The sequence below is a fragment of the Photobacterium chitinilyticum genome, assembly GCF_004104355.1.
GTDB classification, from domain to species: domain Bacteria; phylum Pseudomonadota; class Gammaproteobacteria; order Enterobacterales; family Vibrionaceae; genus Photobacterium; species Photobacterium chitinilyticum.
The window spans coordinates 430521-455753 of the sequence record NZ_RJLM01000001.1 but is presented as its reverse complement, the minus strand read 5'-3'; the positions used below and the strand labels follow the sequence as shown (position 1 = coordinate 455753).

The 25233-nt window shown below is 46.5% G+C and carries 19 protein-coding genes; 2 read left to right on the top strand and 17 right to left on the bottom strand.

Annotated elements, in window-relative coordinates; genetic code table 11:
• Positions 1-20: 20 nt before the first annotated feature.
• Positions 21-2444 (bottom strand): formate C-acetyltransferase/glycerol dehydratase family glycyl radical enzyme, encoded by a 2424-nt coding sequence (locus EDI28_RS02035; protein ID WP_128782168.1) that lies wholly within the window; start codon positions 2442-2444, stop codon positions 21-23.
• A 2-nt stretch (positions 2445-2446) separates the two neighbouring features.
• Positions 2447-3346: a glycyl-radical enzyme activating protein gene (locus EDI28_RS02030; RefSeq protein ID WP_128782167.1), complete on the bottom strand. Its 900-nt coding sequence runs from the start codon at positions 3344-3346 to the stop codon at positions 2447-2449.
• 155 nt (positions 3347-3501) lie between these two features.
• On the opposite strand from EDI28_RS02030, the gene EDI28_RS02025 reads away from it, so the two are divergent.
• Positions 3502-4176 (top strand): fructose-6-phosphate aldolase, encoded by a 675-nt coding sequence (locus tag EDI28_RS02025; protein ID WP_128782166.1) that lies wholly within the window; start codon positions 3502-3504, stop codon positions 4174-4176.
• Between the two features lie 283 nt (positions 4177-4459).
• Here the strand turns inward: EDI28_RS02025 and EDI28_RS02020 are convergent, their stop codons facing one another.
• From EDI28_RS02020 to EDI28_RS01955, 14 genes are all read right to left on the bottom strand, one after another.
• A complete protein-coding gene (locus EDI28_RS02020) occupies positions 4460-5431 on the bottom strand; it encodes a dihydrodipicolinate synthase family protein (protein ID WP_128782165.1) in 972 nt (323 codons plus the stop codon).
• A complete protein-coding gene (gene ilvD, locus EDI28_RS02015) occupies positions 5428-7131 on the bottom strand; it encodes a dihydroxy-acid dehydratase (RefSeq protein WP_128782164.1) in 1704 nt (567 codons plus the stop codon). The genes EDI28_RS02020 and ilvD overlap by 4 nt, the downstream gene beginning before the upstream one ends.
• A gap of 2 nt (positions 7132-7133) precedes the next feature.
• Positions 7134-8291: a galactonate dehydratase gene (gene dgoD / locus EDI28_RS02010; RefSeq protein ID WP_128782163.1), complete on the bottom strand. Its 1158-nt coding sequence runs from the start codon at positions 8289-8291 to the stop codon at positions 7134-7136.
• Between the two features lie 9 nt (positions 8292-8300).
• Positions 8301-9581: a TRAP transporter large permease gene (locus tag EDI28_RS02005; protein WP_128782162.1), complete on the bottom strand. Its 1281-nt coding sequence runs from the start codon at positions 9579-9581 to the stop codon at positions 8301-8303.
• Positions 9581-10126 (bottom strand): TRAP transporter small permease, encoded by a 546-nt coding sequence (locus tag EDI28_RS02000; protein ID WP_128782161.1) that lies wholly within the window; start codon positions 10124-10126, stop codon positions 9581-9583. Before EDI28_RS02000 ends, EDI28_RS02005 begins: the two co-directional genes overlap by 1 nt.
• A gap of 54 nt (positions 10127-10180) precedes the next feature.
• Positions 10181-11164 (bottom strand): TRAP transporter substrate-binding protein, encoded by a 984-nt coding sequence (locus EDI28_RS01995; RefSeq protein WP_128782160.1) that lies wholly within the window; start codon positions 11162-11164, stop codon positions 10181-10183.
• A gap of 25 nt (positions 11165-11189) precedes the next feature.
• On the bottom strand, positions 11190-11831 hold the full coding sequence (locus EDI28_RS01990; RefSeq protein WP_128782159.1) for a 2-dehydro-3-deoxy-6-phosphogalactonate aldolase: 642 nt from the start codon (positions 11829-11831) through the stop codon (positions 11190-11192).
• Positions 11821-12720, bottom strand: coding sequence for a 2-dehydro-3-deoxygalactonokinase (locus EDI28_RS01985; RefSeq protein WP_128782158.1), 900 nt, complete (start codon positions 12718-12720; stop codon positions 11821-11823). Before EDI28_RS01985 ends, EDI28_RS01990 begins: the two co-directional genes overlap by 11 nt.
• A gap of 103 nt (positions 12721-12823) precedes the next feature.
• Entirely contained in the window at positions 12824-13540 is a 717-nt protein-coding gene (locus EDI28_RS01980) for a FadR/GntR family transcriptional regulator (RefSeq protein WP_128782157.1), read from the bottom strand.
• A gap of 391 nt (positions 13541-13931) precedes the next feature.
• Positions 13932-15008 (bottom strand): toxic anion resistance protein, encoded by a 1077-nt coding sequence (locus EDI28_RS01975; RefSeq protein ID WP_128782156.1) that lies wholly within the window; start codon positions 15006-15008, stop codon positions 13932-13934.
• Between the two features lie 8 nt (positions 15009-15016).
• Positions 15017-15718: a phospholipase D-like domain-containing protein gene (locus tag EDI28_RS01970; protein WP_128782155.1), complete on the bottom strand. Its 702-nt coding sequence runs from the start codon at positions 15716-15718 to the stop codon at positions 15017-15019.
• The gene (locus EDI28_RS01965) at positions 15705-20636 is read right to left on the bottom strand and encodes a DNA repair ATPase (RefSeq protein ID WP_233353247.1); all 4932 of its coding nucleotides are present in this window, start codon (positions 20634-20636) and stop codon (positions 15705-15707) included. Before EDI28_RS01965 ends, EDI28_RS01970 begins: the two co-directional genes overlap by 14 nt.
• 56 nt (positions 20637-20692) lie before the next feature.
• Complete coding sequence (locus EDI28_RS01960; RefSeq protein WP_128782154.1) at positions 20693-22786, bottom strand: flotillin family protein; 2094 nt, start codon at positions 22784-22786, stop codon at positions 20693-20695.
• Between the two features lie 101 nt (positions 22787-22887).
• On the bottom strand, positions 22888-23496 hold the full coding sequence (locus tag EDI28_RS01955; RefSeq protein ID WP_128782153.1) for a DUF1449 domain-containing protein: 609 nt from the start codon (positions 23494-23496) through the stop codon (positions 22888-22890).
• A 366-nt stretch (positions 23497-23862) separates the two neighbouring features.
• Between EDI28_RS01955 and EDI28_RS01950 the strand changes: the two genes are divergently transcribed.
• Positions 23863-24501 carry a LysE family translocator gene (locus EDI28_RS01950; RefSeq protein WP_128782152.1) on the top strand — a complete coding sequence of 213 codons (639 nt, stop codon included), beginning with the start codon at positions 23863-23865 and terminating at the stop codon, positions 24499-24501.
• 102 nt (positions 24502-24603) lie between these two features.
• Here EDI28_RS01950 and EDI28_RS01945 read toward each other — a convergent pair whose 3' ends face one another.
• Positions 24604-25230 carry a DUF1349 domain-containing protein gene (locus tag EDI28_RS01945; protein WP_128782151.1) on the bottom strand — a complete coding sequence of 209 codons (627 nt, stop codon included), beginning with the start codon at positions 25228-25230 and terminating at the stop codon, positions 24604-24606.
• Positions 25231-25233: the final 3 nt, after the last annotated feature.

Below are 25233 nucleotides of genomic sequence, written 5' to 3'. Positions count from 1 at the left end.
TCATGAAATTGAAAGTTTACTTACAAATCATGCTCGGTACGCGCAATGATATCATCCTGTGCATCCGGCGACAGAGCGGTAAAGAAAGCTGAGTAACCGGCAACCCGAACCACCAGATCACGGTATTGCTCCGGATTCTTTTTCGCCGCTAGCAGCGTGTCACGTGACACAATGTTGTACTGAACATGCCAACCTTTGTGATGATTGAAGAAAGTACGAATAAGCATAGAGAGCTTCAGTTTATCGCCCTCAGAAGCCACCGCCGCCGGTGACAGCTTCTGATTGAGCAGCACCCCGCCCAGAATTTGGTTAACCTGAATTTTACCAACCGAATTGTACACCGCCGTTGGTCCCAAACGGTCTGAGCCTGATGACGGGCTAGCCCCTTCTGCAAGCGGTGTCGCCGCCTTGCGACCATCAGGTGTCGCCATGGTCGATGCTCCAAATGGGACGTTGGCTGAAATACTCGATGTACCGGCATAATAACCGCCACCAACGGGGCCACGACCGTAGCGAGTGTTCACAAACTGCGCGAGCTCATCGATATATGCCTGGTATGCTTCTGCCAGTAGGCTATCAACGGCATCATCGTCGTTACCATATTTTGGTGCAAAGTTAATAAGACGCTGACGAAGCTGTTCGTTCTCACTCCCTGCAAAATCCTCTTCCAGCGCTTTTGCCAATGCAGGCTGACTGATTTGCGCATCGTCAAACACCAGATGCTTAACCGCCGCCAGGCTGTTACCTAAGTTAGCAATACCCACTTGCAAGCCAGATACCCAATCGTATTTTGCGCCGCCTTCCTTGACGGTTTTGCCGCGTTCCAGACAATTATCGACCAACGACGAGCAGAAGATGTCCTGCGCCTGCTGTTCCAGCACGGTATCAACCACGGTATCGATCTCGATTGACTTACGCGTGTAATAACGCACCTGTTCGCGCCAAGATTGCATCACTTCGGTGAAATTATCGAAATTTCCTTTTGCCAGTGATTTTTCGTGCGGAAGAAAAGCCTTGCCTGATGTTGCATCGACACCCTCATTGAGTGCCGCCAGCAAAATACGGGCGAAGTTAATAAAGCTCATACCGGTACAACGGTAGCCCCACTTGCCCGGCACCGCTGTTTCGATACAACCAATAGAGGCATAATTATAGGCATCCTCCCTTTCCACGCCGAGCTTGATGAATTCAGGGATCACTATTTCATCGTTGTTAAACGCCGGCATACCGAAACCGCACTTGATCACTTCAATGCAGCCCATTAAAAACGCTTGGTCTAACCCTTCATGATAACGGACACTCAGATTGGGCTGGGTAGATCGAAGCTGTCCGCATGACTCCAGAATCGCCCATGAAAGCGGATTGACTGCATCTTCCGGCGTCCCGTCTTCGTTTAGCTTCTGCCCGCCGATACAGACGTTTTGGTACAGCGGAGAACCTGCCGATGCTTTTGAGTGCGCGCCGGAGCGGATCTTGTTCACTTCCAGCAATTTCAGCCAGCAGCTTTGTAGCAGCTCTAATGCAAAGGGCTTTTCAAGCGTGCCATTTTCAAGGTCTTGCACATAGTAGTCATTCAAGAACTGATCCATACGGCCAAACGACACAGAGTGGCCATTTGATTCAATCTGCAACATTAGCTGAACAAAGTAACTCAGCTGTAGTGCCTGCCAGAAATTTTCAGGTGCGCGGGTTGAAATATGACGACAGTTCTCAGCAATCGTTTCGAGCTCTGCTCTGCGCGCAGGCCTCTCCTCTTCTTTCGCCATTATCTCGGCCAGATCGGCATAGCGCACCATGTGTGCCTGAATCGCCAACAGCACAATCTCAACCGACTTGTAGAATTGTTCTTTCTTCAGGCCGTCAAATGTAGACACATCATTGGTGAAGCGATACTGGCGAACGTCCTCAATCAAGCCGTTCATTCCCAGCTTGAGGATTTTTTCATTATCGACCGCAAGGTGAGCATCACCGGACGTCATATTGCCTTCAGCCTTGATGATGGTGGTTGCCAGAATGTCCTGCTGCTCATCGGTAAACAGACCATAGCAGCGATCTTGTACTGTCTTGCCGCGCCAGTAAGGCGTCAAACGGTGAATGCTTTGCTTATCAGCTTCTGTAACCGCAAACCCCGCACCCGGACGGTCGGCCAAATCATCAATTTCAGCTTCAATCCAGCGAACGGTGTATTCAGGGAAGATCGGTGCAGATCGCACTTTGCTCGCTTGGTTACCCACCACCAGTTCATCGTGCTTAATCCAGATGGTACGTGTACGTAAGTGTTCCTCTAACGCCAACGCACGCTGAACAATCACAGGCTTGTCTTCATTGGCTTGATAAGCCTTGGTATACGCCTCTGCACGTTCGGTACAAATTGGCGGCGTTATAATATTAACCAGCTCAGCTTTGTGTGCTTTGATGCGCTCAGGCAGAAAATTTAAGTCCATGATTAACCTCTAATTGTCACGTTAAGTTGGGTATTGGTGCTTGCATACTGCTGTGCTCTTCGGAGCAATTCCGGATTATTCAGCGGTTGGTCTGAACACTCATAGGGCATATCGAGCAAGCGATATTTGTTGATGCCGAGGGTGTGATACGGCAGCAGGTGAAGTTCTTTGCAGCTTTCAAGTGAAGCTGCAAAATCAATAATCTGTCGAAGCTCTTGGTCAGTATCATTGAAGCCCGGCACCACAGGCACCCGGATCACGATGCGTTTGGCGATAGGCGCTAACTTCCGGTAGTTGTCTTTAATGCGTTTTAGCGAGCCTTTGGCCCAGCGAAGAAACTTCTCATCATCGACATGTTTGAGATCGGCAAGCCAGCAATCGATATGAGGCGCTACTTTTTCAATATTTTTCCACGGCACATGCATGCAAGACTCAACAGCCGTAGGAACTTCGGCCTTATGCAGTCGTGCTGCCAATGATTGCACCAAATCCGGCTGCATCAACGGTTCGCCGCCAGAGAAAGTCACCCCACCACCACTTTGGTCATAAAAAGGCTTATCTTTCATCAAGGTATCGAAAAGAAAATCGCTCTCGGCTTCTTTACCACATACCGTTAATGCCTCGGTTGGGCACACTTTCTTCAGCGTAATTAGCTCTTCGTCACGGATCAGCTTACGGTTAATGGTCAACGTCTCGCCGCTACGCTCAATACCCTGACTGGCACTCACGCACAAGCTGCAGCCAGCCATGCAACTGCGCTCGTCAAACAAGACAGAGTACTTTTCACTGCGGCTTTCCGGATTTTGACACCAAGGACAAGCAAGGCTGCATCCTTTCAAAAACAAGATAGAACGAATGCCATCCCCGTCATGAGTCGAAAACCTTTGAATATTGAAATACATGCCATTCCTCATTGCCGATCTTATACATAAACCGTCACACCTTCACTTTATGTAAGTGTTATACTTTCAAATGAAATTTCAATTGATCTTGATCAAGATCTGAACAACTAGCAGGATCTATAGTTTGTCTACCAACAAAAACGAGAGCTATACCCATGATCGAACTCTACCTAGACACTGCCGATGTAGAAGAAGTAAAACGCTTTGATAGTTGCCTGCCACTGAAAGGGGTAACGACCAACCCGAGTATTTTGGCCAAGTCGAAGCAAGGGCTTAACGAAACCCTGAAAGGCATGAGTGAAACATTCAGTACCACACCAAGGTTCCACGCCCAAGTGGTCAGTACTGATGTTCAAGGAATGGTTGAAGAGGCCCGCCAACTCAATGAAATGCCTTATGACATGGTAATCAAAGTACCAGCAACCGAAGTCGGCCTTGCTGCCATTAAGCTAATGAAAAAAGAAGGTATTCAGGTGCTTGCCACTGCAATCTACTCCGCTCAGCAGGGTTTTCTGGCAGCACTTTGCGGCGCTGACTACCTCGCGCCGTATGTAAACCGCATCAATGCAATGAATGGCAATGGTGTGGAAGTGGTCGCGGATCTTCAACTGCTGCTTGATCAGAACCAATTACCGGCAAAAATTCTGGCCGCGAGCTTTAAGAACACCCAGCAAGCGATGGAAGTGATGAAGCTGGGTATCGAGGCCATCACGTTGCCTGTCGACGTCGCCGCTCAGATGTTTGCCCATCCGGCAGTACAACCAGCCGTTGATCAGTTTGATCAGGACTGGAAAGGCGCGTTTGGAGACAAGCTTTCATTTGAAAGCTAATTGAAGACTAGATTAGGCTGAAGCCTATATTGAGAAAAAGCCGCGATAGCTTGCAAAGATAGTAAGTATCGTGGCTTTGGGGATGTGGTTATTAAGCACCCCTGTTCTTCTTTCATGATAGGGCTAGATTAGCCATCTAGTCCTAAATACGCACAATCAAGTACTCAGAAAATTACTGGTCAAATATATCCATTGATTTCCCTTTGAAAAGAGACCGAAGCCTATGAGTCACTAAAGGCTCATATTTCGCTAAGGAGACAGAACTGCTTAACACGCAAATACCCTACTCCACCTTTTGAGCAAGAATATAGGTAAACTCACTTAAGAAGGCATCAATATCCTGATAATCAGATTCGCTCAACGGGTAGTCCGGCTTTCGGCAATAATTGGTGGCAATAATACCGCGCCTGACCAATATTTCCTTTTCTACCGCGATGATATATTCACAGTGGGTCATCCACTTGCTGATATACCTAAACAACAGCGTATGAAGCGCCTGTGCTTGTTGTTTCTCTCCATCCAACCATAACTGATATATCGCATTGTAGATCTCAGTGAAAGAACACCCTGGCATAACACCTTTACCACCCACTTCAAGCATATCCAGCATATATAAGCCGGCATAACCGTTCATGATCACCGCATCAGGCAACAAGGAAAGCAGCTGCTGAGCGTATTCCACTGGCGGGTTACACTCAATTTTAAACACCGCATTAGGATAGTTATCGGTAATGGCTTTCATTTCTTGTGGTGTGATAGGTATGCCCGTTTCTGTTGGCGCATATTGGATCAATACTGGGATATCAACCGCACTCAGCACACGTTGGATATGATAAATAATATGCTCATTACTTGGGCTCAAAAAAAACGGCGGCAATAGCATTAAACTATCAAAGCCTTGTTGCTGATATTCCCTGGCTTGTTGCACCGCAAGCTCTGTGGCGTGTTCTGTAATTGACACACAACTAAACACCTGAGATTTAGATGTAATCACCTGAAACCAGCTAGCAAGCGTCCGTTTCTCACCTTGATTGAGCTTATAAAACTCACTTGCAATCCCAAATAGAGTTAAGCCATGACACCCAGTTTGAATCAAGTGTTCGACCAGCTGTTTAAAGCTTTCGATATCTACAGCACCATTATCATCAAATGGCATCGCAACGATCGGGTTAACGCCAAAAATATCTGTCGGTTTTAATTGAGACTTTTGCGCTGAACAAGGCGCTAATAAGGTATCAGTTTGTGATGTCGTCATTTCAAAATCGCTCCATGTGCTGCCGATGAAACACGATCCCGATACAAACGCAGGAAGCCTTTGGGTACTTCTTTATGCAGCCTTGTCCACACTGCTCTTCGGGTTGCAATCGTTTCCTCATCTAACTCCAACGTGATTTCTCGTGTCGTTAAATCGATAGTGATCTCATCACCATCTTGCACTAAACCAATCAAGCCCCCCTCATAAGCTTCTGGCGAGATATGCCCAACAAAAAGACCGCGATTCGATCCCGAAAAACGACCGTCGGTGATCAAGGCACAGCTTTCAGAGAGTCCCATCCCTTCAAGCAGCTTCATGGGCTTATACATCTCAGGTAAACCTGCGCCACCGGTAGTGCCTTCATAACGAATGACAATGACAGATTTTTCTTTAATGGTTTCCTGCATAATGGCTTCAATAGCGGCTTGTTCGGAATCAAACACCACCGCTTTGCCAGTAAAGTGGAACATGTCTTTAGGCACTGCTGCAGGTTTGGCGACTGATCCCCAAGGCGACAAGTTGCCTTTCAATACGCCCACACCCGATTCCAACATAAAAGGATCGTCAATCGGGCGGATCAATGCACGGTTGTCAGTACAGGCCACAGCAGCAAGACAGTCTCGCTTGGTACCTGCGACGGTTAATGCATCGAGTTCTAATAACGGCGCAAGCTCTTTTTCGACCGCCGCCACGCCACCAGCTTCAAAAAAATCGACCATATCGTATTCAGAGGCCGGGTAGATTGACGCGAGCAAAGGCACCTTGCGGCTCATTTGATCAAACACATCCAAATCTAACTCACCTAAACCCGCTTCATAGTGGATCGCTTGTAAATGAATGATGGCATTAGTCGAACCGCCCGTGGCCAACAAGGTGCAAATGGCATTATGGATCCCTTGTTTGGTGATAATTTTGCGCGCGGTTACCCCCTCTTCCAACATGCCAACAATGCGTTTTCCGCTCTGATAGCCCACTTGTAATCGTTGTGGGTGGATGGCAGGAATAGTGGCGGTTTGCGGCAAGGTCATACCCAGAGATTCCGACAAACAACACATGGTATTCGCTGTACCATACATGGTGCAGGAGCCAATGGTTGGCTCGGCCAGATCTTCAATTTTGCGAAACTCTTGCTCGTCGATCTGTCCTTTATTTTTCCAGCCAATCGCTTCGGTAACGATATTGCCATCCCAATGCTTACCCGCGTACTCTGCGGGATACATAGGCCCGCCGTTCACGAGAATAGCCGGAATATCAAGCCGTGCTGCCGCCATTAGCATGGCTGGGACAATTTTGTCGCACGATCCGAGCAACACCATAGCGTCAAAGTTATGCGCTCTGACCATGACCTCGATCGAAGCGGTGATCACCTCTCGCCCCGCCAAGATATAGCGCATCCCTATATGCCCTTCAGCAATGCCATCACAAGGTGCAATCGTGCCAAAAGTCATTGCGGTACCACCCGCCTCTTCAATCCCTCGGATCACTTCGGCACCAACAACATCAAGATTCGCATGCCCAGCCGTGGCATTGGTGTAGCTATTCACTACCGCTATAATAGGTTGTCTTAAAGCACTATCGCTGTGCCCCATTGATTTATACAAGGCACGTTTTAGCGCGCCGTCATCGTCTTTCAGTATTTTATTGTGGTGAGGTGCACACGCCCCTCCTCCACATGAACCGCATGATCCACAATTACTCATAGTTACCACTCCGCAAACGAACCATCTTTGTGGGTCCAGTGTGGGTTACGCCATTTCGGTTGAGTCAGCGCCTTATCATGCTGAACACGCATGAACTCTTCATCAATTTCAATGCCAAGTCCCGGTCCTTCAAGGTTCAAACAGTAACCATCGTCAAAATCAAAAACATCTTTGTTCTTGATATAGTCCAGTACATCGTTGCCTTTGTTGTAGTGAATACCAATACTTTGCTCTTGAATAATGGCGTTCTGACAAGTGGTATCAATGTGAACCGAAGAAGCCAGCGCAATCGCCCCTAAAGGACAGTGCGGCGCCAAAGCCACATCATAGGTTTCAGCCATGGAGGCAATCTTCTTAAGCTCAGTCAGCCCACCGCAATGACACACATCGGGCTGAATAATATCGACACCACCATGTTCGAGTAATTTTTTGAACTCCCAGCGCGAATGAAGGCGCTCGCCTGTCGCAATCGGGATAGCGCCGTATTGCGCTATCTCATGAATACAATCAAAGTGATCAGCCAGCACGGGCTCTTCCACGAACATAGGGCGCATCGGCTCCAACTCTTTCATCATGATTTTCGCCATGGCTTTATGCACCCGACCATGAAAATCAATCCCGATGCCAAAGTCTTTGCCCATCGCATCACGCAAGCCTTGAACACGATCCAGCAACGCATCAACTTTGCTAAAATCATCAATAAAATTAAGCTCTTCGGTGCCGTTCATCTTGATGGCGTTAAAGCCTAACTCTTTACGCTCCTTTGCCATGCGAACGACATCATCTGGCCTATCGCCACCAATCCATGAATAAGTCTGTATTTTGTCGCGACATTTCCCCCCCAGCAGTTGGTAAGCCGGTACATCTAATGCTTTACCTTTGATATCCCACAGGGCTTGGTCAATGCCTGATAAGGCGCTCATCATCACAGGGCCACCACGGTAAAAAGTCGAGCGATATAAATAGTTCCAATGCAATTCAATATCACGCGGGTCTTTACCAATCATGTATTCCATCAACTCATCGACACAGGTATGAACCGTATGAGTGCGCCCTTCTAAGCTCGGCTCCCCCCAGCCTACAATGCCTTCATCAGTAATGATTTTCAGAAAACCCCAGCGTGGAGCAACAATGAATTTTTCGTAACCAATAATCTTCATAATTCAGCCTTACTTAAATAGATCGGGTAGGAAAGTAATAACGCCAGGCATAAACACCAATGCTATTTGCACAAGCAACATACTGATTAAAAATGGAATAACAGCACGGGTCAGCTGAACCATCGACGAACCGGTAATCCCTTTAGCAACAAACAAATTCACCCCGACAGGCGGCGTAATCAATGCCAACTCAGTGCCAACAATCAGAATGATACCGAAGTGGAATGGGCTCACACCAAGCTCTACCAAAATAGGTAAGAACAAGGGGGTATAAATTAAGATTTGAGCCGCCGTCTCGATAAACAGGCCGGTAAACATGATTAACGCAACAAAGATCAACAGAATAAGCGTAGGGCTATCAGTAAACTGTAAAATAGCCTCACCGATCATTTGCGGGATCATACTAATCGTTAAATAACGCGCAAAAGCGGTCGCAAAACCAAGGATGATAATGACACAACCCGTGGTTAACGCTGCCCGTGAGACTGTTGGTATTAAATCTTTAAAGGTCATTTCTTTATGAATAAAGAAACTCACAATCAAGGTGTAAATAACCGTGATACAAGCCGCTTCTGTGGCAGTGAAAATACCGGAGTAAATTCCCCCTAAAATGATGACAGGTGTCAGCAATGCCCATTTGGCTTCAAGAAACGTCTCTTTCACTTTTGAAAGAGAAAAATCTTCATCCTGACCTTTATAACCACGTTTCTTCGCAATTAAATAAACAGCAAGGATCAAACCGAAACCAATCATTCCGCCCGGAATAAAACCAGCCAAGAACATATCACCAATCGAAATTTCAGCAGTGACCGCGTAAATGATCATCGGAATCGACGGTGGAATAAGTATCCCAAGCGAACCTGCCGATGCGGTTAACGCCCCCGCGAAGTGGCGGTTATAGCCCTTTTCTATCATCGAAGGCACCATCATGGAGCCAATCGCTGCAACAGTGGCCGGTGATGAACCAGAAATAGCGGCGAAGAACATACATGCCACCACAGTGACAATACCAAGTCCACCGGCCGTTCGCCCAACTAAACTGGCAGCAAAGTTAACGATTCGCTTAGAAAGCCCACCTTTCTCCATCACAAAACCAGCCATAATAAACATCGGAATGGCAAGGTATGTAAATGAGTCCAGAGAGGTAAAAGCAATTTGAGCAATAAACGAAATTGGAATATCAGCCAGCATCAAGGCAAAGGCGGTACACATACCAATACTAATGGCTATGGGCATACCAACGGCAAGTAATACAACAAAGACAAACATTGTAATTAGAAACACGTCCATTATTTGTCTCCTCGCTCATCTTTAATTTTTTGTAAGGCTTCTTCAGCTTCACTTAGCGCATATTCTTGTTCGAGTTTACCTGTTACTCTTCGATATACTCGTTGAACTAATCTCAATGCTATTAAATAAAAGGTAAATGGAATAATTGCGTATACCCACCCAGCTTGCCATTCAAGTGCAGGTGTTGTTTGTTCTATCGCTAATGCATCAACCGATAATTCCAAACCATAGTAACCAACCCAAACCATAAAACCGGCAAAAGATAAATCAATAATTGAATCTAATATTTTTTTATTTCTACCTTTTACAAACCCATCAATTACTTCAACTCGAACATGCGCACCGCGAACAACAGCTAAACTTGCTGAAAAATAAACTAACGCAATAAACACATAACGGGATAACTCTTCAGTCCACGACAAAGAAAAATTAAAAACAAATCTAAATAATATTTGCAAAAAGCACAGAATAATTAGAGCAATAAAAAGAAACGTACTTATGTACTCTTCAATATTGTCTAAGAATGAAGTTTTCTTATCATTCATAACAGCACCATATTTTAATTATAGGGCTGCATTGCACAGCCCTTTCGCGATAATTTACTGTAACTTAGTGACTTCTTCTGTCAGCTTTTTATATAAGTCAGGGTTAATTCTATCGGCATATTTTTGAACAACAGGTGCGACTTTCTCATGCATTTCTGCTTTTACTTCCGGTGAAAGTGGGGTGTAAACCAAACCGGCATCAATCATACCTTGCAGCGATTTCTCATCTTGAGCTTTAACCGACACTCGCATGTGATCAATGGCAACACGAGCAGCTTGCTGCATGGTGGCTTGCTCATCGGCAGTCAGGTCATCGTAGAACTTTTTACCGACGACAAAGACAACCCAAGAATAAACATGTCCCGTATCAGACACGTATTTTTGTACTTCGTATAAACGCTGCGAGTAAATATTGGTATACGGATTTTCTTGACCATCAACAACACCCTGCTGAAGTGATGAGAACAGTTCAGAGAAAGCCATTGGCGTTGGGTTTGCACCTAACGAACGGAAAGCATCGAGGTGCGCTTTATTCTGCATGGTACGCAGTTTCAGGCCGTCCATATCTGCAATCGTTTTAATTGGGCGTACATTATTAGTAACATGGCGGAAACCGAAGTTACCGTAACCTAAACCAACATAACCGGCTTTCTCCAGCTTAGAAGACAATTCTTGTCCCCATTCTCCGTCAACAACCTGATTGGCCACCTCATCATTAGGAAAGATAAAAGGAAGGGTTAATATATTGAAATCTTTTACTATATTACCAAGTACCGCTGGTGATGGTAAGTTCATCTGAACAGCATTAAATTTGATCTGCTCTAATGCTTCCTGATCATTACCTAACTGATTACTCGGATAAATTGTTACTGATATATCGGTATTGTCTTCTACGTATTTCTCAAACTTTTGCATTGCTGCAAATTCAAAGTGAGATTCAGGTACCCCAATACCAATACGCATAGTTTTTGCTTGAACATGTAACGACATTGCCATTAGGGGTACAGCAGCTAGAGCAGCAATTTTACTTAGTTTCATAAGGTAACCTTTTGCTTTTCGTATATTAAATGGACATCCAACTGTCACGATACGCCTTCGCGCGTACGTTTAGCTCTGAGGGCTTTATGCCCTTCTTATACAAGCCAGACCCCAAGCCAAAGCCGTCTACGCCAACATCAACGTAAGACTTCATTTGCTCGGCATCTGCCTCTATACCGCCAGTAGGGCAGCAAATCATTTCAGGAGGTAATACTGATTTGATTGCCTTCACCCCTAATGGCTGAATAAGTTCTGCCGGGAAAAATTTCAATGCGGTAACACCGCAATCTACAGCGGTAAACGCTTCGGTTGCGGTTTGTACACCTGAGAACACCACACAATTATGAGCACGAGCTGCTCGAATCACTTCAGGGTTCATATTCGGTGTCACAATTAATCGAGCTCCCGCTTCAAGCACTGGCATTAATTTATCAATATTGGTCACAGTGCCTGCACCAATAACTGCTTGCTCACCGTAGGCTTCTACGAGCATTTTTATACTTAATACGGCATCGGGAGAATTTAATGGCACTTCAATGAATCTAAATCCATTATCAATTAAGACATTAGCAATATCTAAAACCTCACTTGGTTCAACACCGCGTAATATTGCTATTAATGGCAACTCTTTAAACCATGCATTATTTCTTAGCTCTTCAGTATTCATTGATTTCGCCCTTGCTATAGATTTTTGTCATGCCTTTCAAAAAGCATTCATCACCATCAATAACGTCAAACTCGATATTAAAGTGTTCTAATGCCAACGCATAATTTGATGCTAAATTTTGTGAACCGACTAAATATAACTTATTCAACCTATTTGATATAGTAAACTCATGCCCAATAAGTAATCCAGAGATATAAGCATGTATGTTGCTGTTATGAATTTCATCATATAACTTGAAGGTTCTTGCACTAAATAGCACATGATTCAACGGATATTTAGCGCCTATTTCAACACCTTTGATAAAAGTATCTTTATTAAACTTCTGTTCTGGAAGCGATTTACCCAATATGCTGTGGTTAACTAAAATAGAATACAATTCCCCCGTCATTACGGTCGAATAGCTTTCTATTTTCCCATTATGCCAATAAGCATTTTTACTATGAGTACCAAATAGAATAGCGTGGAAGTCACCTTTTATTATTTCGCTTAAGCCAATGAGTTGTATTTCTTCTCCTCGCATAACTTCAGGGTTACCAAAATCATTAATGCAACAAACACCAGAGACTATTTTTGCTTTATTACCAGAGAGAAGATCAACACTATGAATATGGTTTGCTAAATCGTTAGCCGATGCAGGTGCATGAACATAGGGTACTTCTCGCCACCCCTGCTGAGAACCAACCATACCTGCCATTATTACGGGTAAATGGCCATAAGTTTTACTCCACCGACTAATTAACTCATCAAACACCTGAGGAAACTGTTCTTGCTTAACAGATAACAGTCCCTTTGCTTGTTGGATTTTATCTAGACACTCCCCCTCATCAGACATTAAAAACGCCCTAAAATTTGTCGTTCCCCAATCTACTGCAATCCAACTCGCTTTCATTTCGCCCCCATGTGTTACTATAATAGCAATCTTGTAATACAAGGCGTTTCATGTAAAAAAGGAACACCTTGCAGTGTTCAAGCGTATTAATATGACTCTGTGGCTAACGTATTAAATCAGTACCGTTAAGGGTTTTAACCGTTTTCGCGATGGCCCCCATGATAATTTCACGCATCTTTTCTCGTGCGTCTTCAGGCTTACGCATTCTCACCGCATCCATCACATAGTAATGATCATCCAGCGCGGGTTTACTAAGTAATACATCTTTCTCTAGGGTACGGGAAAAAGACACTTCCATTGTCGTCGTTAAGGCATCACCTAGAGAAATCAAAAATGGATTCTTTGTTGCCAGCAAAAGCTGCTTATGAAACTCAATATCACCAATGTTGATCTGTGCTCTATTATTATGTTCCACCCCTGAAGCCATCATGTTGTAGCTTCGCTCTAGTGCGGCAAGGTTATCCCCTGTTGCGTTTAAGGCTGCCAATGCCGCTGCATTTGGCTCCACCATCAAGCGAACTTCAAGTAAATGCGGGATAAAAGTGTCAGACGCTTTATATTCAGTCACCCAACGTAGTACATCGTGATCCAACCAATTCCATTGATCAGGCGTATTTGCAATGCTGCCCACTTTTGGCGTGATCGTTATTAGTCCTTTGCTTGATAGAGTCTGCAAAGCACTTCGTACTGAAGTTCTTGAAACACCTAATGATTGTGCTAATTCATTTTCACCTTTTAAATGCTCTCCTGCAGGAGTATTTTCTTTCAATATGTCACAAACAATCTGATTGATAGCCAAGGTTGATTTCGATTTAGTCATTCTTGTATTCATTTACCAGCAACTTGTAATACATGATAGAGCAAGAATTGACCATCTTCTGTGATCTATCTTCAGCTTTATAAATACACAAATAAATTAACCTAATTAAGTTATCAGTAGAAAAAGTCATATACAGCTAATTCACCTAGGTATTTAGTAGTACTAACTCTCACACTAGGCACTTGGTGCATCCCAAATCAAAACAGATTTAGTTCAGATACTGAGATTAATAGACCCCACTCGCATAAATAAATGTGCGAATAATCATGCCGTACACTATAAATTAGTGGTTCGCTTACTGTCTGAATCCAAGCTGGTTATTGTCTTCGACTAAAAATAAAGCCGCGACCTTACATGAAATTAAGTCGCGGCTTTATCAGAAGGTTGCAACCTACCCCGGTATATCCTCGAACGTATCTTGCAGGGCAAATTTCAAATCTTGTTCGGCTTGGGCCAATGCCTTGCCTGCCTGCTGGCGTTTGATTCGGCCTTCTTTTACGTGGCCGAGGGTATTTTTCAGGGTATCGATGGTGAGCTGATTAACCGTCTGCAGCGATTCGATATCCAAAATACCGCGCTGGTAGTTTTCGGAAATCTGCTCTTCCAACGCCTTTAGCTTCTCGGCGTTTTGGACATACTGCTTGTTGGTATAGTCTTTCACCGTGCGGGTGACTTTCAGCGCCTTTTCTTTCTCGAAGTTGGAGATCGCAATCAGGAACTGGCGCTTCCACAGCGGCAAGGTGTTGTGAATGATATCCTGGATATCTTCCATCAGCATCTTGTTGCCTTCCTGCGACAGGCGGATCTGCGGGGCAGTCTGAATCGCCGCCATTCTGGCAAGGCTGAGGTTGTGAACCCGCTTTTCAAGACGCGTCATTGCCTGCAGGGCATCCCGATAAGCCTGACCGTCTAGTGCATCGTTACTGGCATCGGCTTTTTCTTTCAGTGCAACCAGCTCTTCGTTCTTCAGCTTTTCTAAGCGGATATTTCCGGCATGGATATAAATATCCAGTTGCTGCAACAGGCCGAGGTTTTCGTCATACAGCCCATCTAGCTGCTGAATATCCTGCGCCAGCTTGGTTTCCTGTGCTTCCAGCCGCTTTGCCAGCTCATCAAGTTGGGCCTTTACAGTATCGAAGCCTTTGACAAATTTGCCAAACGACTGAAACAGCTCTCCAATTAACGGCAAGCGAGACAAGAAACTTTCTTTGCCCAGATCGTCAAACTGAGAGCTGCTCATATTGGTGACCATGGCATGGAGAATATCACCGGCATCACCAGCATCCTTTGCCCTGACGTCGGCCAGTACCCGATCGGAGAAAGCCGTAATACTTTGCAATGCCTCTTTGCCGAACACCAAGGTCGATACAGTATCAAACGGATTTAGCTGCTCGGCCAACTCAGCAGCCTGCTGCTGTTCGTTACTACTTAACCGCAGTTCGGTTGCATTGGATGATTCCTGAGTCATAACATTCCTTAAATACTGTAGTTAGGAAAAGAGAGCCAAAGTTGCTCAAAATGGCGGCTAAAATCCTGAACATGACGGCTATCATCGGTCAGAGTAAGATCCTCCGAATTGAACTGCGAGGCACTGCGCGTCCAGTTGAAACTGCCGTTAATCAAACGCTCGTTGTCAAACAAGGCAAATTTATGGTGCATGTGGTAGCGGGTATTATCGAGTTTTACTTCTACGCCCTGACGAGCCAGATAGTCGATGTCGCTGCCAACATCGTTGATTTTGTCATTATCGGTAATGATCCTGACTTTAACGCCACGCTTATGGGTAGCTAGAATAGCCTCGGTAAGATGATCATCGGCGATGGTAAATACGCAGATATCTACCGATTTCGCAGCACTTTTCAGCTGGTGCTTGATACCGTTCAGGCAGCTATTACCCGGCGAGAACCAAGATTCTGCCAATACCTCGCAGTCGCCTCCCCGTGCCTTATCCAGTTGCTTGATCACCTGCTCTAGCCATTTTAACGCCTGCTGAGCATCACCAGATTCCCGAACTACCTGCTGAACCAGACTGAAACTCTGATTACGCAGGTACGACAAGTCATCAATCTTGAGCTCGGCTGTCGCCAGCGTATCAGCCAGCGCACGGCGTTCCGAGTTATCCAGTTTGTAGTCTTCAAAACTCTGAATCAGCAGAGTCTGGATATCAAACTTTGTCATCGTCGATCTCCTTATTCAAACGAGTCTGGGCCTGTTGGTCTTGTAACAGGGACTGCGCCACTTTAGTCACACTCTGGTTCAATGCCACCATCTGCTGGACCATCTGTCCGGCGCGATCTTCAGAATCTCCCATCTGCTGACGGCGGTGGTATCCATCCTTGATAAGCTGCCAGCGATGCTGCTGCTCATCAGTCATATCACTGCGGAGTTCTGCCAACTTGAGTAAGTTTTCTTCCGTTCCGGCGGTTAGCGTCTGCGCTTCGCCCTGATAATGATCCTGAAGTAAAGTCTGTAACTCTTCATCAGTCATAACTGGCGAAATTTTCTCGCCCAGCTTGTTCATGTTCCGGTAGGAACCCTGAAGCTTGAACGGAGGCTCGACCCGATATTCATCCGCCATCGCTGCCGAGGCAATGTACTGCTGGTTCACCTTCAATACGGTTTGCTGTACTTTCAAAAGCTTGTCGAGGGTGGCAACAATCTCGTTGGCCTCGGTCGATGAATAAGGATGGCTAAGATCACTCAGGGCAATATTCTCCCCTTTCGCCATCGCTATCATGCGGTACAAGTCATTGAGATCCCGTGTAGCCAATGGCGCCAGAATCGGATTGGACGTCAGCGAGTTTTCGATGAAGGACAGCTCAAAGACCGCTTTTTGGTCTGAAAGCATATCGCCCAAGTTATAAATATCGGCACGGTTTGCCAACATATCTGGGATTTTGAAGACATCACCCGATTCGGTATATGGATTACCCGCCATGACGACAGCAAACTTCTTGCCGCGCATGTCATAGGTTTTGGTTTCACCCTTCCAGCTACCTTCGACCCGTCGTGTGCCATCGCACAGCGAGATGAACTTCTGCAAGAACTCAGGATTGGTATGCTGAATATCATCAAGATACAGCAAGACATTGTTGCCCATCTCGAAGGCCAGGTTGATCTTCTCAACCTCACGGGCCGCATTCTGATCCGGCGCATCCTGCGGATCGAGCGAGGTCACCTCATGGCCGATCGACGGACCATTGATCTTCATGAAGACCAAGCCGAGCTTGTGGGCAACATACTCGATCAATGTCGTTTTACCGTAACCCGGCGGCGAAATCAGCAACAGCATTCCCATTAAATCGGTTCGCTTGTTGCCTCCCATTGCCCCCATCTGTTTTGCCAAGTTATCGCCAATTAGCGGCAAGTAACTATCACTAATAAGCTTGTTACGAACAAATGACGTCAGTGGACGTGGGTTAAACTCGCTCAGGCGAATGGTCTGCTTGGCTTGATCCAACAATGTAGCCCGCTGTTTCAAGTATGCATCATACTGAGGAATTGTATGGCTATCATGGTGCTGACAACGCTGAAGAAATTCATCCAAAGTGATCGTTAACGTACCTTCTTGTACCCGATTATGTTCACCCAGCAAAGAGATGACTTTAAGCTGCAAGGAGAAATCAACCGGACTCAGCATTACTCGGCTATTGTCGCGAATTGTTGCCAACGCGGCCGCCTCTGTAACGAATGCCTGACCTTGCTGCTGGTGCTCGCTATAGGCAGAGAGCCATTGGTAGTGATCAGCAAATTCCGCAATATCACCCCCAGATTCAGGCAACCAACCTAAACTTCGGCGAAACGCCAAATATACATCACAAAGCTCGATCGCATCTCGGCTCACATCAGCCTGCAATACAGGTTGTCCTAACAGGCGAATCGCATAGTCGGTACTACGTTCAGGATCGCAAGGAACATGCTGCGGTAGCTGTTCAATCAACGCTTCTTTGAGAGCATCGAATGCGGCAACCGATGACAGGTGCTGTTTCATCAACAAGGCATTACGAGCCTGTTTGCGCCATTGTTCGACGTCCTCGTCGGTTGTCGCCACCAGCCACAGCATTGCATTGGCTCTTGACGCCTGATCAAAGCGGAGCAAACCGGCCTGCTCATAGCAAGGTAGCAGCGCGTGCAATATCTTCTCGGCATCATGGTCATGAACACCTTTGACATAGCCTTCGCGATAACGCGGTGCAGCATAAGTTTGGATCAACTTGAGCAAGACATTGTCTTTCAACGCCTGAAGCAATCCCTCGATTGATAAATCATCTTGTTGCTGCTGGGCAGCTTTGAGCACGCTGTAGGCTAAGTATTCCGCGCGATAGACAGTGTCAGTTTCCGACGCCACATCCAGTTTAGCCATCGACTGCAAATCCAGAAACGCCTGATCGGTGACGGATTCGTAATAGTCTGTGCCCGAGATATGCAAACTCAGGATATTGGCATGTTCGACCAAGCTGAGATCCAACGCCTGCTGGTTAACGCTAAACCTGTGTTTGCCGAGCCGCAGCACTTTGCCGCCCTGCTCGAAAATATCCTGATTGTCACGTAGCGAGCGCAATGCCTGATCCTGCGCGGCCTTGAGGCGGCTGTCGATCGCATCGGCCTTGACACTATCGCCTAAATCACGAATAGACTGAGACAATTGGTGCAGCTTCTGAACCATGTTGTCTGTAGCAAAGAAGCTGTTAAGTGCCGCAACATCATCAAAACGGGCTACCCGCTTCTCTATACTTTTAAAGGTCACATTCGCCGCTTGATTCAGGTTCTGTACCCGGCGCTGCTGCGCGGTGATCAGTTGCTGCTTGTGGCCTTCCAGTGTCGACTGGATTTCATCACGCTTGGTGTAGATCTCAGCCAAAAACTCATCAAAATCAGCAAAACGGGATTCCAGCTTTTCCAGCTGGCCGATAAGTTTTGCCAGTTGTTCATCACACTGTTCAGGGCTTTGTGCCTGCTCCATCGCGCTGTTGACTGACTGAGCCAGCAGTTTGAACTGGGAGCTGAACTCCGCTTTTGCCTCTCCGCCCCGCAGCGCATGATGCTTTTGTTTAAGCCGAGCCGAGGTCGCGTTCAGCTTTGCGGTCACCTCGGTAGTCAAATCGAGGATACGGGTCGACTGCGTCGGATCATCGGTATCAATATCAGCGACTTCTTCCGTCACCAATGCCAAATCATGACGAACGGTATCAACACGTTGCTGCAATACCGCCAACTCGGTGGTTTTCTCGGCGGTTAGTAACTGATCATCGATTGAGGCAATATCTTGTTTATACGGACGGTAGGCTTTTTCATCTTGCAGTAGATCCAGCAAGACCTTGTTCAGATCCTGTCGATGATGATCGAGCAGATCCTGCAGCTCGGTGATCTGATGTTCCCCCATGTAGCGGTGTTCACGCAATGCCATCACATTGCCCACTTCCGCTTTCAACTGGGCTAACAGGCTTAACAGCGTATTGGCTTCATCACGAGGAGCCAGCTTCAGGCTACCAATCAACTCGGTAACTCTATTCTGCTGTTGTTCCATTGCTGCTTCGGCATGCTGCTGGAGCTGACGGACCTTGGCAAACTCGTCAATAATGAGATCAGCCGTTGCCATCAGCTGACTTACTGCATCGCCAAGTCCGATGGCCGTAGCATTATTGAGCCAGTCATAGGTATCCAATGTTGTCTGGCAAGTTTTAAGCAAAGCTTCATAGGCTGTCTGGCTGACTTCCTCGCTTTGTGCCAGCTGGCAAATTGACAATAACGAGGAAAGCGCCCGGACCAACTCGGCATTGCCGAGATTAACCAGAAACGGATCTGCGCCTTCTCGGCTTGTCTGGGTATAATTTTCTATATCGGTAAACGGGGTCTGCCAAATCCGCAACGGATGGATAGTTGCCGCTTCGGCATTTTCGGAAACCCGAAACATCAGCATCCGGCCATCGGGGTACAAACTATAGCCATGGCTGTGCATCGGCGCTGAAAACGCCTTTTCAATCAGGTTGTAGGTATAAATAACGTAGGAACCTTTCTCGACATCAAAGAAGAAGTAGAGAATATCTTCACCGTTCGGCGATGTAACCTTCTTGAAAAAGTGTAAACCCTGCCAAGATTCTTCAAAGTGCTTACTCTCACCATTTGCCAATACATAACCGTGAGAATACAAAATACCGTGGTTTTCCGGCAGTGCCTTGGCACTTATACCGATGGCATCCGCTCTGACAACCTGCAGGTTCAACGAGTTAAAAATAAAGTAACGGTATTCTTTTTCCCGGTTCGGCAACATTTTCAGTAGGATCAGATCGCCAACTTCGGCATAGGCGATTTCGGCATCAGCAATCGTTTGATAGGCATCATCAACCGGCTCATCATAAATCCCCTGCCCCTGCTCGGTATTGTTTTCTACCTTGATGGTCAGATCGCCGCCGACACACTCGACAAACAGGCGGTCTTTGATCGAAACATGCGGGTGTTCGCCGCTAATATGGTCGTCGCGGGTAGTCATCACCCATTCAAAATCATGCTGCTGAGCCGAGGCTAGTGCACGTTGACCCTGTGCATCCAGATAGCGCACCGCATTTTTGCCGATTTCAAACCGGAAGACCTTGCGATCCTCGGCACGCATCCCGATCTGAAACGCCAGATACAAGATATTTTCGTGGCGGGAGATTTGCGACAACCGGGCATCTTTGTAATAGGTAAAAAGCTCGGTAAATTCGTGGCTAAACTGGGGATCGCTTAGAAAGGAGTGTTCAATGCCTACCGGCTCCATTCGGAACGTACCGTCATTCTCTGACAGGGTATACAGGCCAAACACATCATTCAGTGCCGGTGCTGTTTTCAGTCCCATAAAGACTTGGTAGCCAAATAGCAGCTGACCATTAACCTGAGCCATATCAACCGGAATACTGCGGGTATCGGTCTGAACATTGGCTTTGCCGGTAAGCGAGAACTCACTTCCGCCAAATGTATCCTGGCGTTTATTGTTAAACGTCTGCGCCAGTGATTTTAACGTTTCGCCCTGTTGAGAAAGCCGGGACTTGAGAACCTCATAAGCCCCAGCTTCACCAACCGCTTTATCAATTGCATTATCAGTCGTTGTTTCTGTCACTTTACTCAATCCTTGAAAACCCCTTATGCCAGTAGCACAAGGGGTAATTCTGTCAGTTAACTATCAAGCGAGCTATCAGCATCACCTGATAATTTCTCTTTCAGAGTCGATATCAAATCTGCTGGACTTTTAGCCGAATTCAGCAAGCTGGCAATTGCTATATTGCTGATATCGTTAGATTTGAGATCCGTATTTTCAAGAATGTCTTTCAGATCCTGTGGCAGGCTGCGATTACCGTTCATGTACTCGTTAACCAACGGCGACAGTACTTCAGATTCCTTAAAGCGATTATCCAGCGCTGCCGAATCAATCACAGTACGACGGATTTGTTCCATACCTTCGCCACCGAACAGCTTGATATCAGCTGCAGCCAATGCCTGTGCCAAAGCTTTCGCACTCTCGGAAGAAACTTCCTGCTGAGCAGTAATACGGGCAATCTCCAGATCTTTCTGCTGTTGGAGCTGCATCACCCACTTATCGTGTTCACGGGTCTGATCGTCGTACTGACGCGCAGCCTCAAAACGGGCTGTCTGGGCTTCGGCTTCCGCCAAGCCTTTGGCACGCAGCGCTTCTGCCTCCGCTTCACCGGCCGACTGCAAGGCAAATGCCTCGGCTTCGCCTGTTTCCTTGATGGCAACAGCGCGTTCACGATCAACCTCGACCTCTGCCAGGCCAGTCGCACTGATCTGTTCCTTTTCAGCCTGCGCCATACGCTCTTTGGCAGCAGCCTCGCGATCTTGTTTGACGAAATCGGCTTCCGCCTGCTTGGTCTGCACAGCGTACTCGGCTTCAGCAATCCGGGTCTTCACTGCCAGCTCGTTTTCAGCATCTCGAGTACGGATCTTGATTTCCGCTTCGTTTTCAATCAGTCGTTTATCGGCTTTCTCTTTGGCGGCTTCTTTCTCAGCCTTCGCAGCCACCAGCAGTTCAAGCTGCTTGGCTTCGGCTTCTGCCTCGGCCTCAATCATCCGGACTTTCTTCTGGCGATTGACTTGCTCTGTGGCACGCAGGTTCTCGGTTTCTTCTTCCTCGCGAGCAATCTTTCGTTCAATCTCAACACGCTGGGAACGAGTTTCCGCCACGGACTTCATCGCCTCTTCAACGGTCGTCTCTTTATCCATCTCTTTTTGCGCAACTTCCGCTGCCGTTCTCACTTTTTCCGTTTCAACGGCCCGGCTCAGCTCTTCCTGCTGAATGGCAACCTGACGCTGGTTGGCAATTCGGGTCATCTCTACTTCCATGTCGACTGTTTCTTTTCTCTTCGACACTTCTTCTTCGGTTTCTAACTGAGCCAGACGAGTAACACGCTCATATTCCTGACGCTTTTCTTCAGCCAGAGCATGTTCCTGCGCTTTGATAATATCAACTTCACGCTGGGTACGGGCAATGCTCTCTTTTTCCTGCTTGTCGAGCTGGAGGCGGTTTGCTTCTGCTTCAACATTTTTCTTTTTGATCGAGGTTTGCTCATCCTGGCGGATCGCATTGGTTTCGGTATTTTTCACCGACGTGATTGACGAGATCTTACGGATCCCTTCAACATCCAGAATATTATTCGGATCATGGGCTTCCAACGCCGTCTGATCGACCTTGTCGATCACGACGTCATAAATTTTGAAGCCGTCCATTTCGCTGCCAATCACCGTCACAACCGCGTCACGGAAAGCTCGGCGGTTGGTTAACAGCTCTTCAAATCCAAACTGCTTGACCGCCGTCTTCAATGCTTCGGAAAACTTAGGCTGGAAATGATCTTTCAAACGTTCAGGGTTTGACGCGCCGATGGTAGTAAATAACTTGGCAACCCGAATAATGTCGTCTTCTTCATGGTTAACGCCAATATAGAAGTCCACTTTTAAATCGGCGCGAATATTATCTTTGCAATGCAAGCCCTCATATTCTTCGCCTTCCTGATCTTTTCGTCCGCTACGGATCACCGAAATCTTCTTACGAGTTATATCCATATACTCCCCGCGATTGACAACCGGCCAGACAAACGTACCGGTCAGAGATGCGCGGGTACGATCAACACCGTTAATGATCAAGGCTTCACCTTCATTACGGACTTTGCGATAGCGTGAGGTTAGGAACAATAAAATAACCAATACGATTCCAATACCAGCAAGAATAAATATCATGCTTGGAGACAAAACCATCGGACAACTCCTTTGTAAACTAAATAGAATAATGTGGTTCGTTAACCTACGGGATCAGGCTAACGTTATGTTTGGTAGGCAAGAGGCTAAGAACATAAAAATTAAATCTTGGCGACTAGGTATTTATCTAGGCTCGGATGTTTCGAGACAATGACGACTTCGTCGCCATACTGGATATCACCCTCTTCCTCTATGTAGGCATCCAACTGAATTTCGTTGCCATCCTGACGGATCACAACTTCACCATGTTCGGCGGAAATCTGGTTGCTCCGGACACTCGCCCTCATCCCTTCGTAGCTCATTTTGGCATACGCATTCTTGGCATTAAAAACCGGACCAAGCGGCTTCAGGGCAAAAGCAGAAATATGAAGAGAAAGGTAATAGATGACAAAAAGTGCCGGAACCGTAACAGCATAAAAGGCAGCACCACCAAGCAGACTAAATAAATACTGCTCAAGATAGTAAGTGAGTACCATTGCAACAAAACTGCTTACCGTCAGCGCAACAGGCAAGGGAACCTGAGAAACAATCGGCGGCAGCAATAATTTAGCCGACCACCCCGAATCCAGATCAACACCATCAGCATCACCGAGGCTGCCGTCGGACAAATCAAAAATCAGGTCAATGAGCATCAATCCAAAGAAAAGACAGAAAGGAACTGAAAAGACAACAACAGGGTAAGACAACAGGGCATTAATGAACGCAGACATTAATAGACAAACCTCGATAGATAAAGCCCAACTATCAAGACATAATATGCAACTATCAATTTCTCAACAAGGTGATTATTGCCACGACAGATTTTTTTGCGGATTAGCTCACAGCTAGCAAACTTAAACAAAAACAATAACTACCAACAATTGATTATCAATAGCCATAAACTAACGAAGCGTAATCAGGCCATATTACCAGAGACTTTAAAACTGAAGTTTAAGGTTCACACAACAGCCAAAAGTACAAAAAACCACCAACTCAAACCACTGTGGAAATATCGACCAATTTATTACCTCTAAATATTCATTTCGACTGAGTTTAGGGGTAGAATCCAGCCCTTCTTTCTGAACAGCATTTTGAAAATGATAGATTTCACCGTATTACCGGTATACCTGACAGCGGTCATTGCCCTGTTACTGATCCCCGGGCCGGATATGTTATTGATTGCCAGCTCTAGCCTGAGCTACGGCAAAAAAGTGGGCGTATTCGCCAGCCTAGGCAATGCAACCTCTGGTGTGGTACTGACCATTCTTGCTGCAATGGGTGTTTCGGCCCTTATAGCCATGAACCCAATCGCGCTACAGGTTCTTCGCCTGCTAGGTGGCGCTTACCTACTGAAGATGGGTTGGGATTGCATGCGCACCAGCCCGGCAGATGCACCGGATGTCGAGCAGGCGTCAGGTCTGGCAAAAACATTGTATCGCCGTGCAGTGATCAGTAACTTACTAAACCCCAAGGCACTCATTTTCTTCGTCCTTTTCTTGCCGCAGTTTGTCTCGACTCAGGCTACTGCCTCGTCGGGTGAACAAATGCTGGTACTCGGCCTGCTGCTGAATGTACTCGGGCTACTGTTTAACCTATTTTTGGTTACTATGGTCGGTAGCTTGGGACAGCCTTTATTGAAAAACGAAAAGTTCAGAACCAACCAGCATAAATTCATGGGATTGGTATTCTTTGTCTTGGCTATCTGGCTGTTGGCCTCACAACTTCCGACACCCTAGCCAATACTCTCTTATAAAAAGAACACCTAATTAGATCAAAAAGAGCGCCGATGGCGCTCTTTTTTGTTTTACCGTTTTTTATGCAGACTGTTTATACAGCGATCACATCTTAGGAGCAGTCCAACTGCATAGCCCCAATTGAACCTCATCAAACCGAGCTTCAAAACTTGAATCGAGCGGACTACACGCATAATAGCCGACACTGACAGGCGATGAGGCCGGTGGCGGGGGATCCACCCGCCCCATTTCCCGAGTCGTTTCCCCCAGCAAATGGAGGTGAAATACTCGCATCTCGCTATAGTGTTTGCCATCTACCGAAGATTCAATCAGGAAATCCGGCCCCCGGCGACTGAGCCGAAACCAAACTTCACTGATAGAGGCAATATCCGTACTCGCCCAGTCTGAATAACCGAAGTTGGTAACAACACTACTAAGCCTCGCCAAATGTGGATTTTCATACTCAACCGATGCCTTGAACCAGTTATCCTTGTTGAGGTAAATAACTATCCCCGCCTGATCCAAGCGGGCTTTATAAGCACAACGTACCCTTACCGACAGGGTAAAGTTTTCATCGATAGTATCCAGCAGTGCCGGGGCATTTTCATTCTGAAAACCATAATAGCTACGCTGCCAAAAGTCCGTTTCCGGTTCGGTGACGATTGTCAGCTCGCCGCTTTCCACCAAAAATTGTTTTGGCTTATTAAGCCAAGTCATTGCTTCAGCATTCATTAC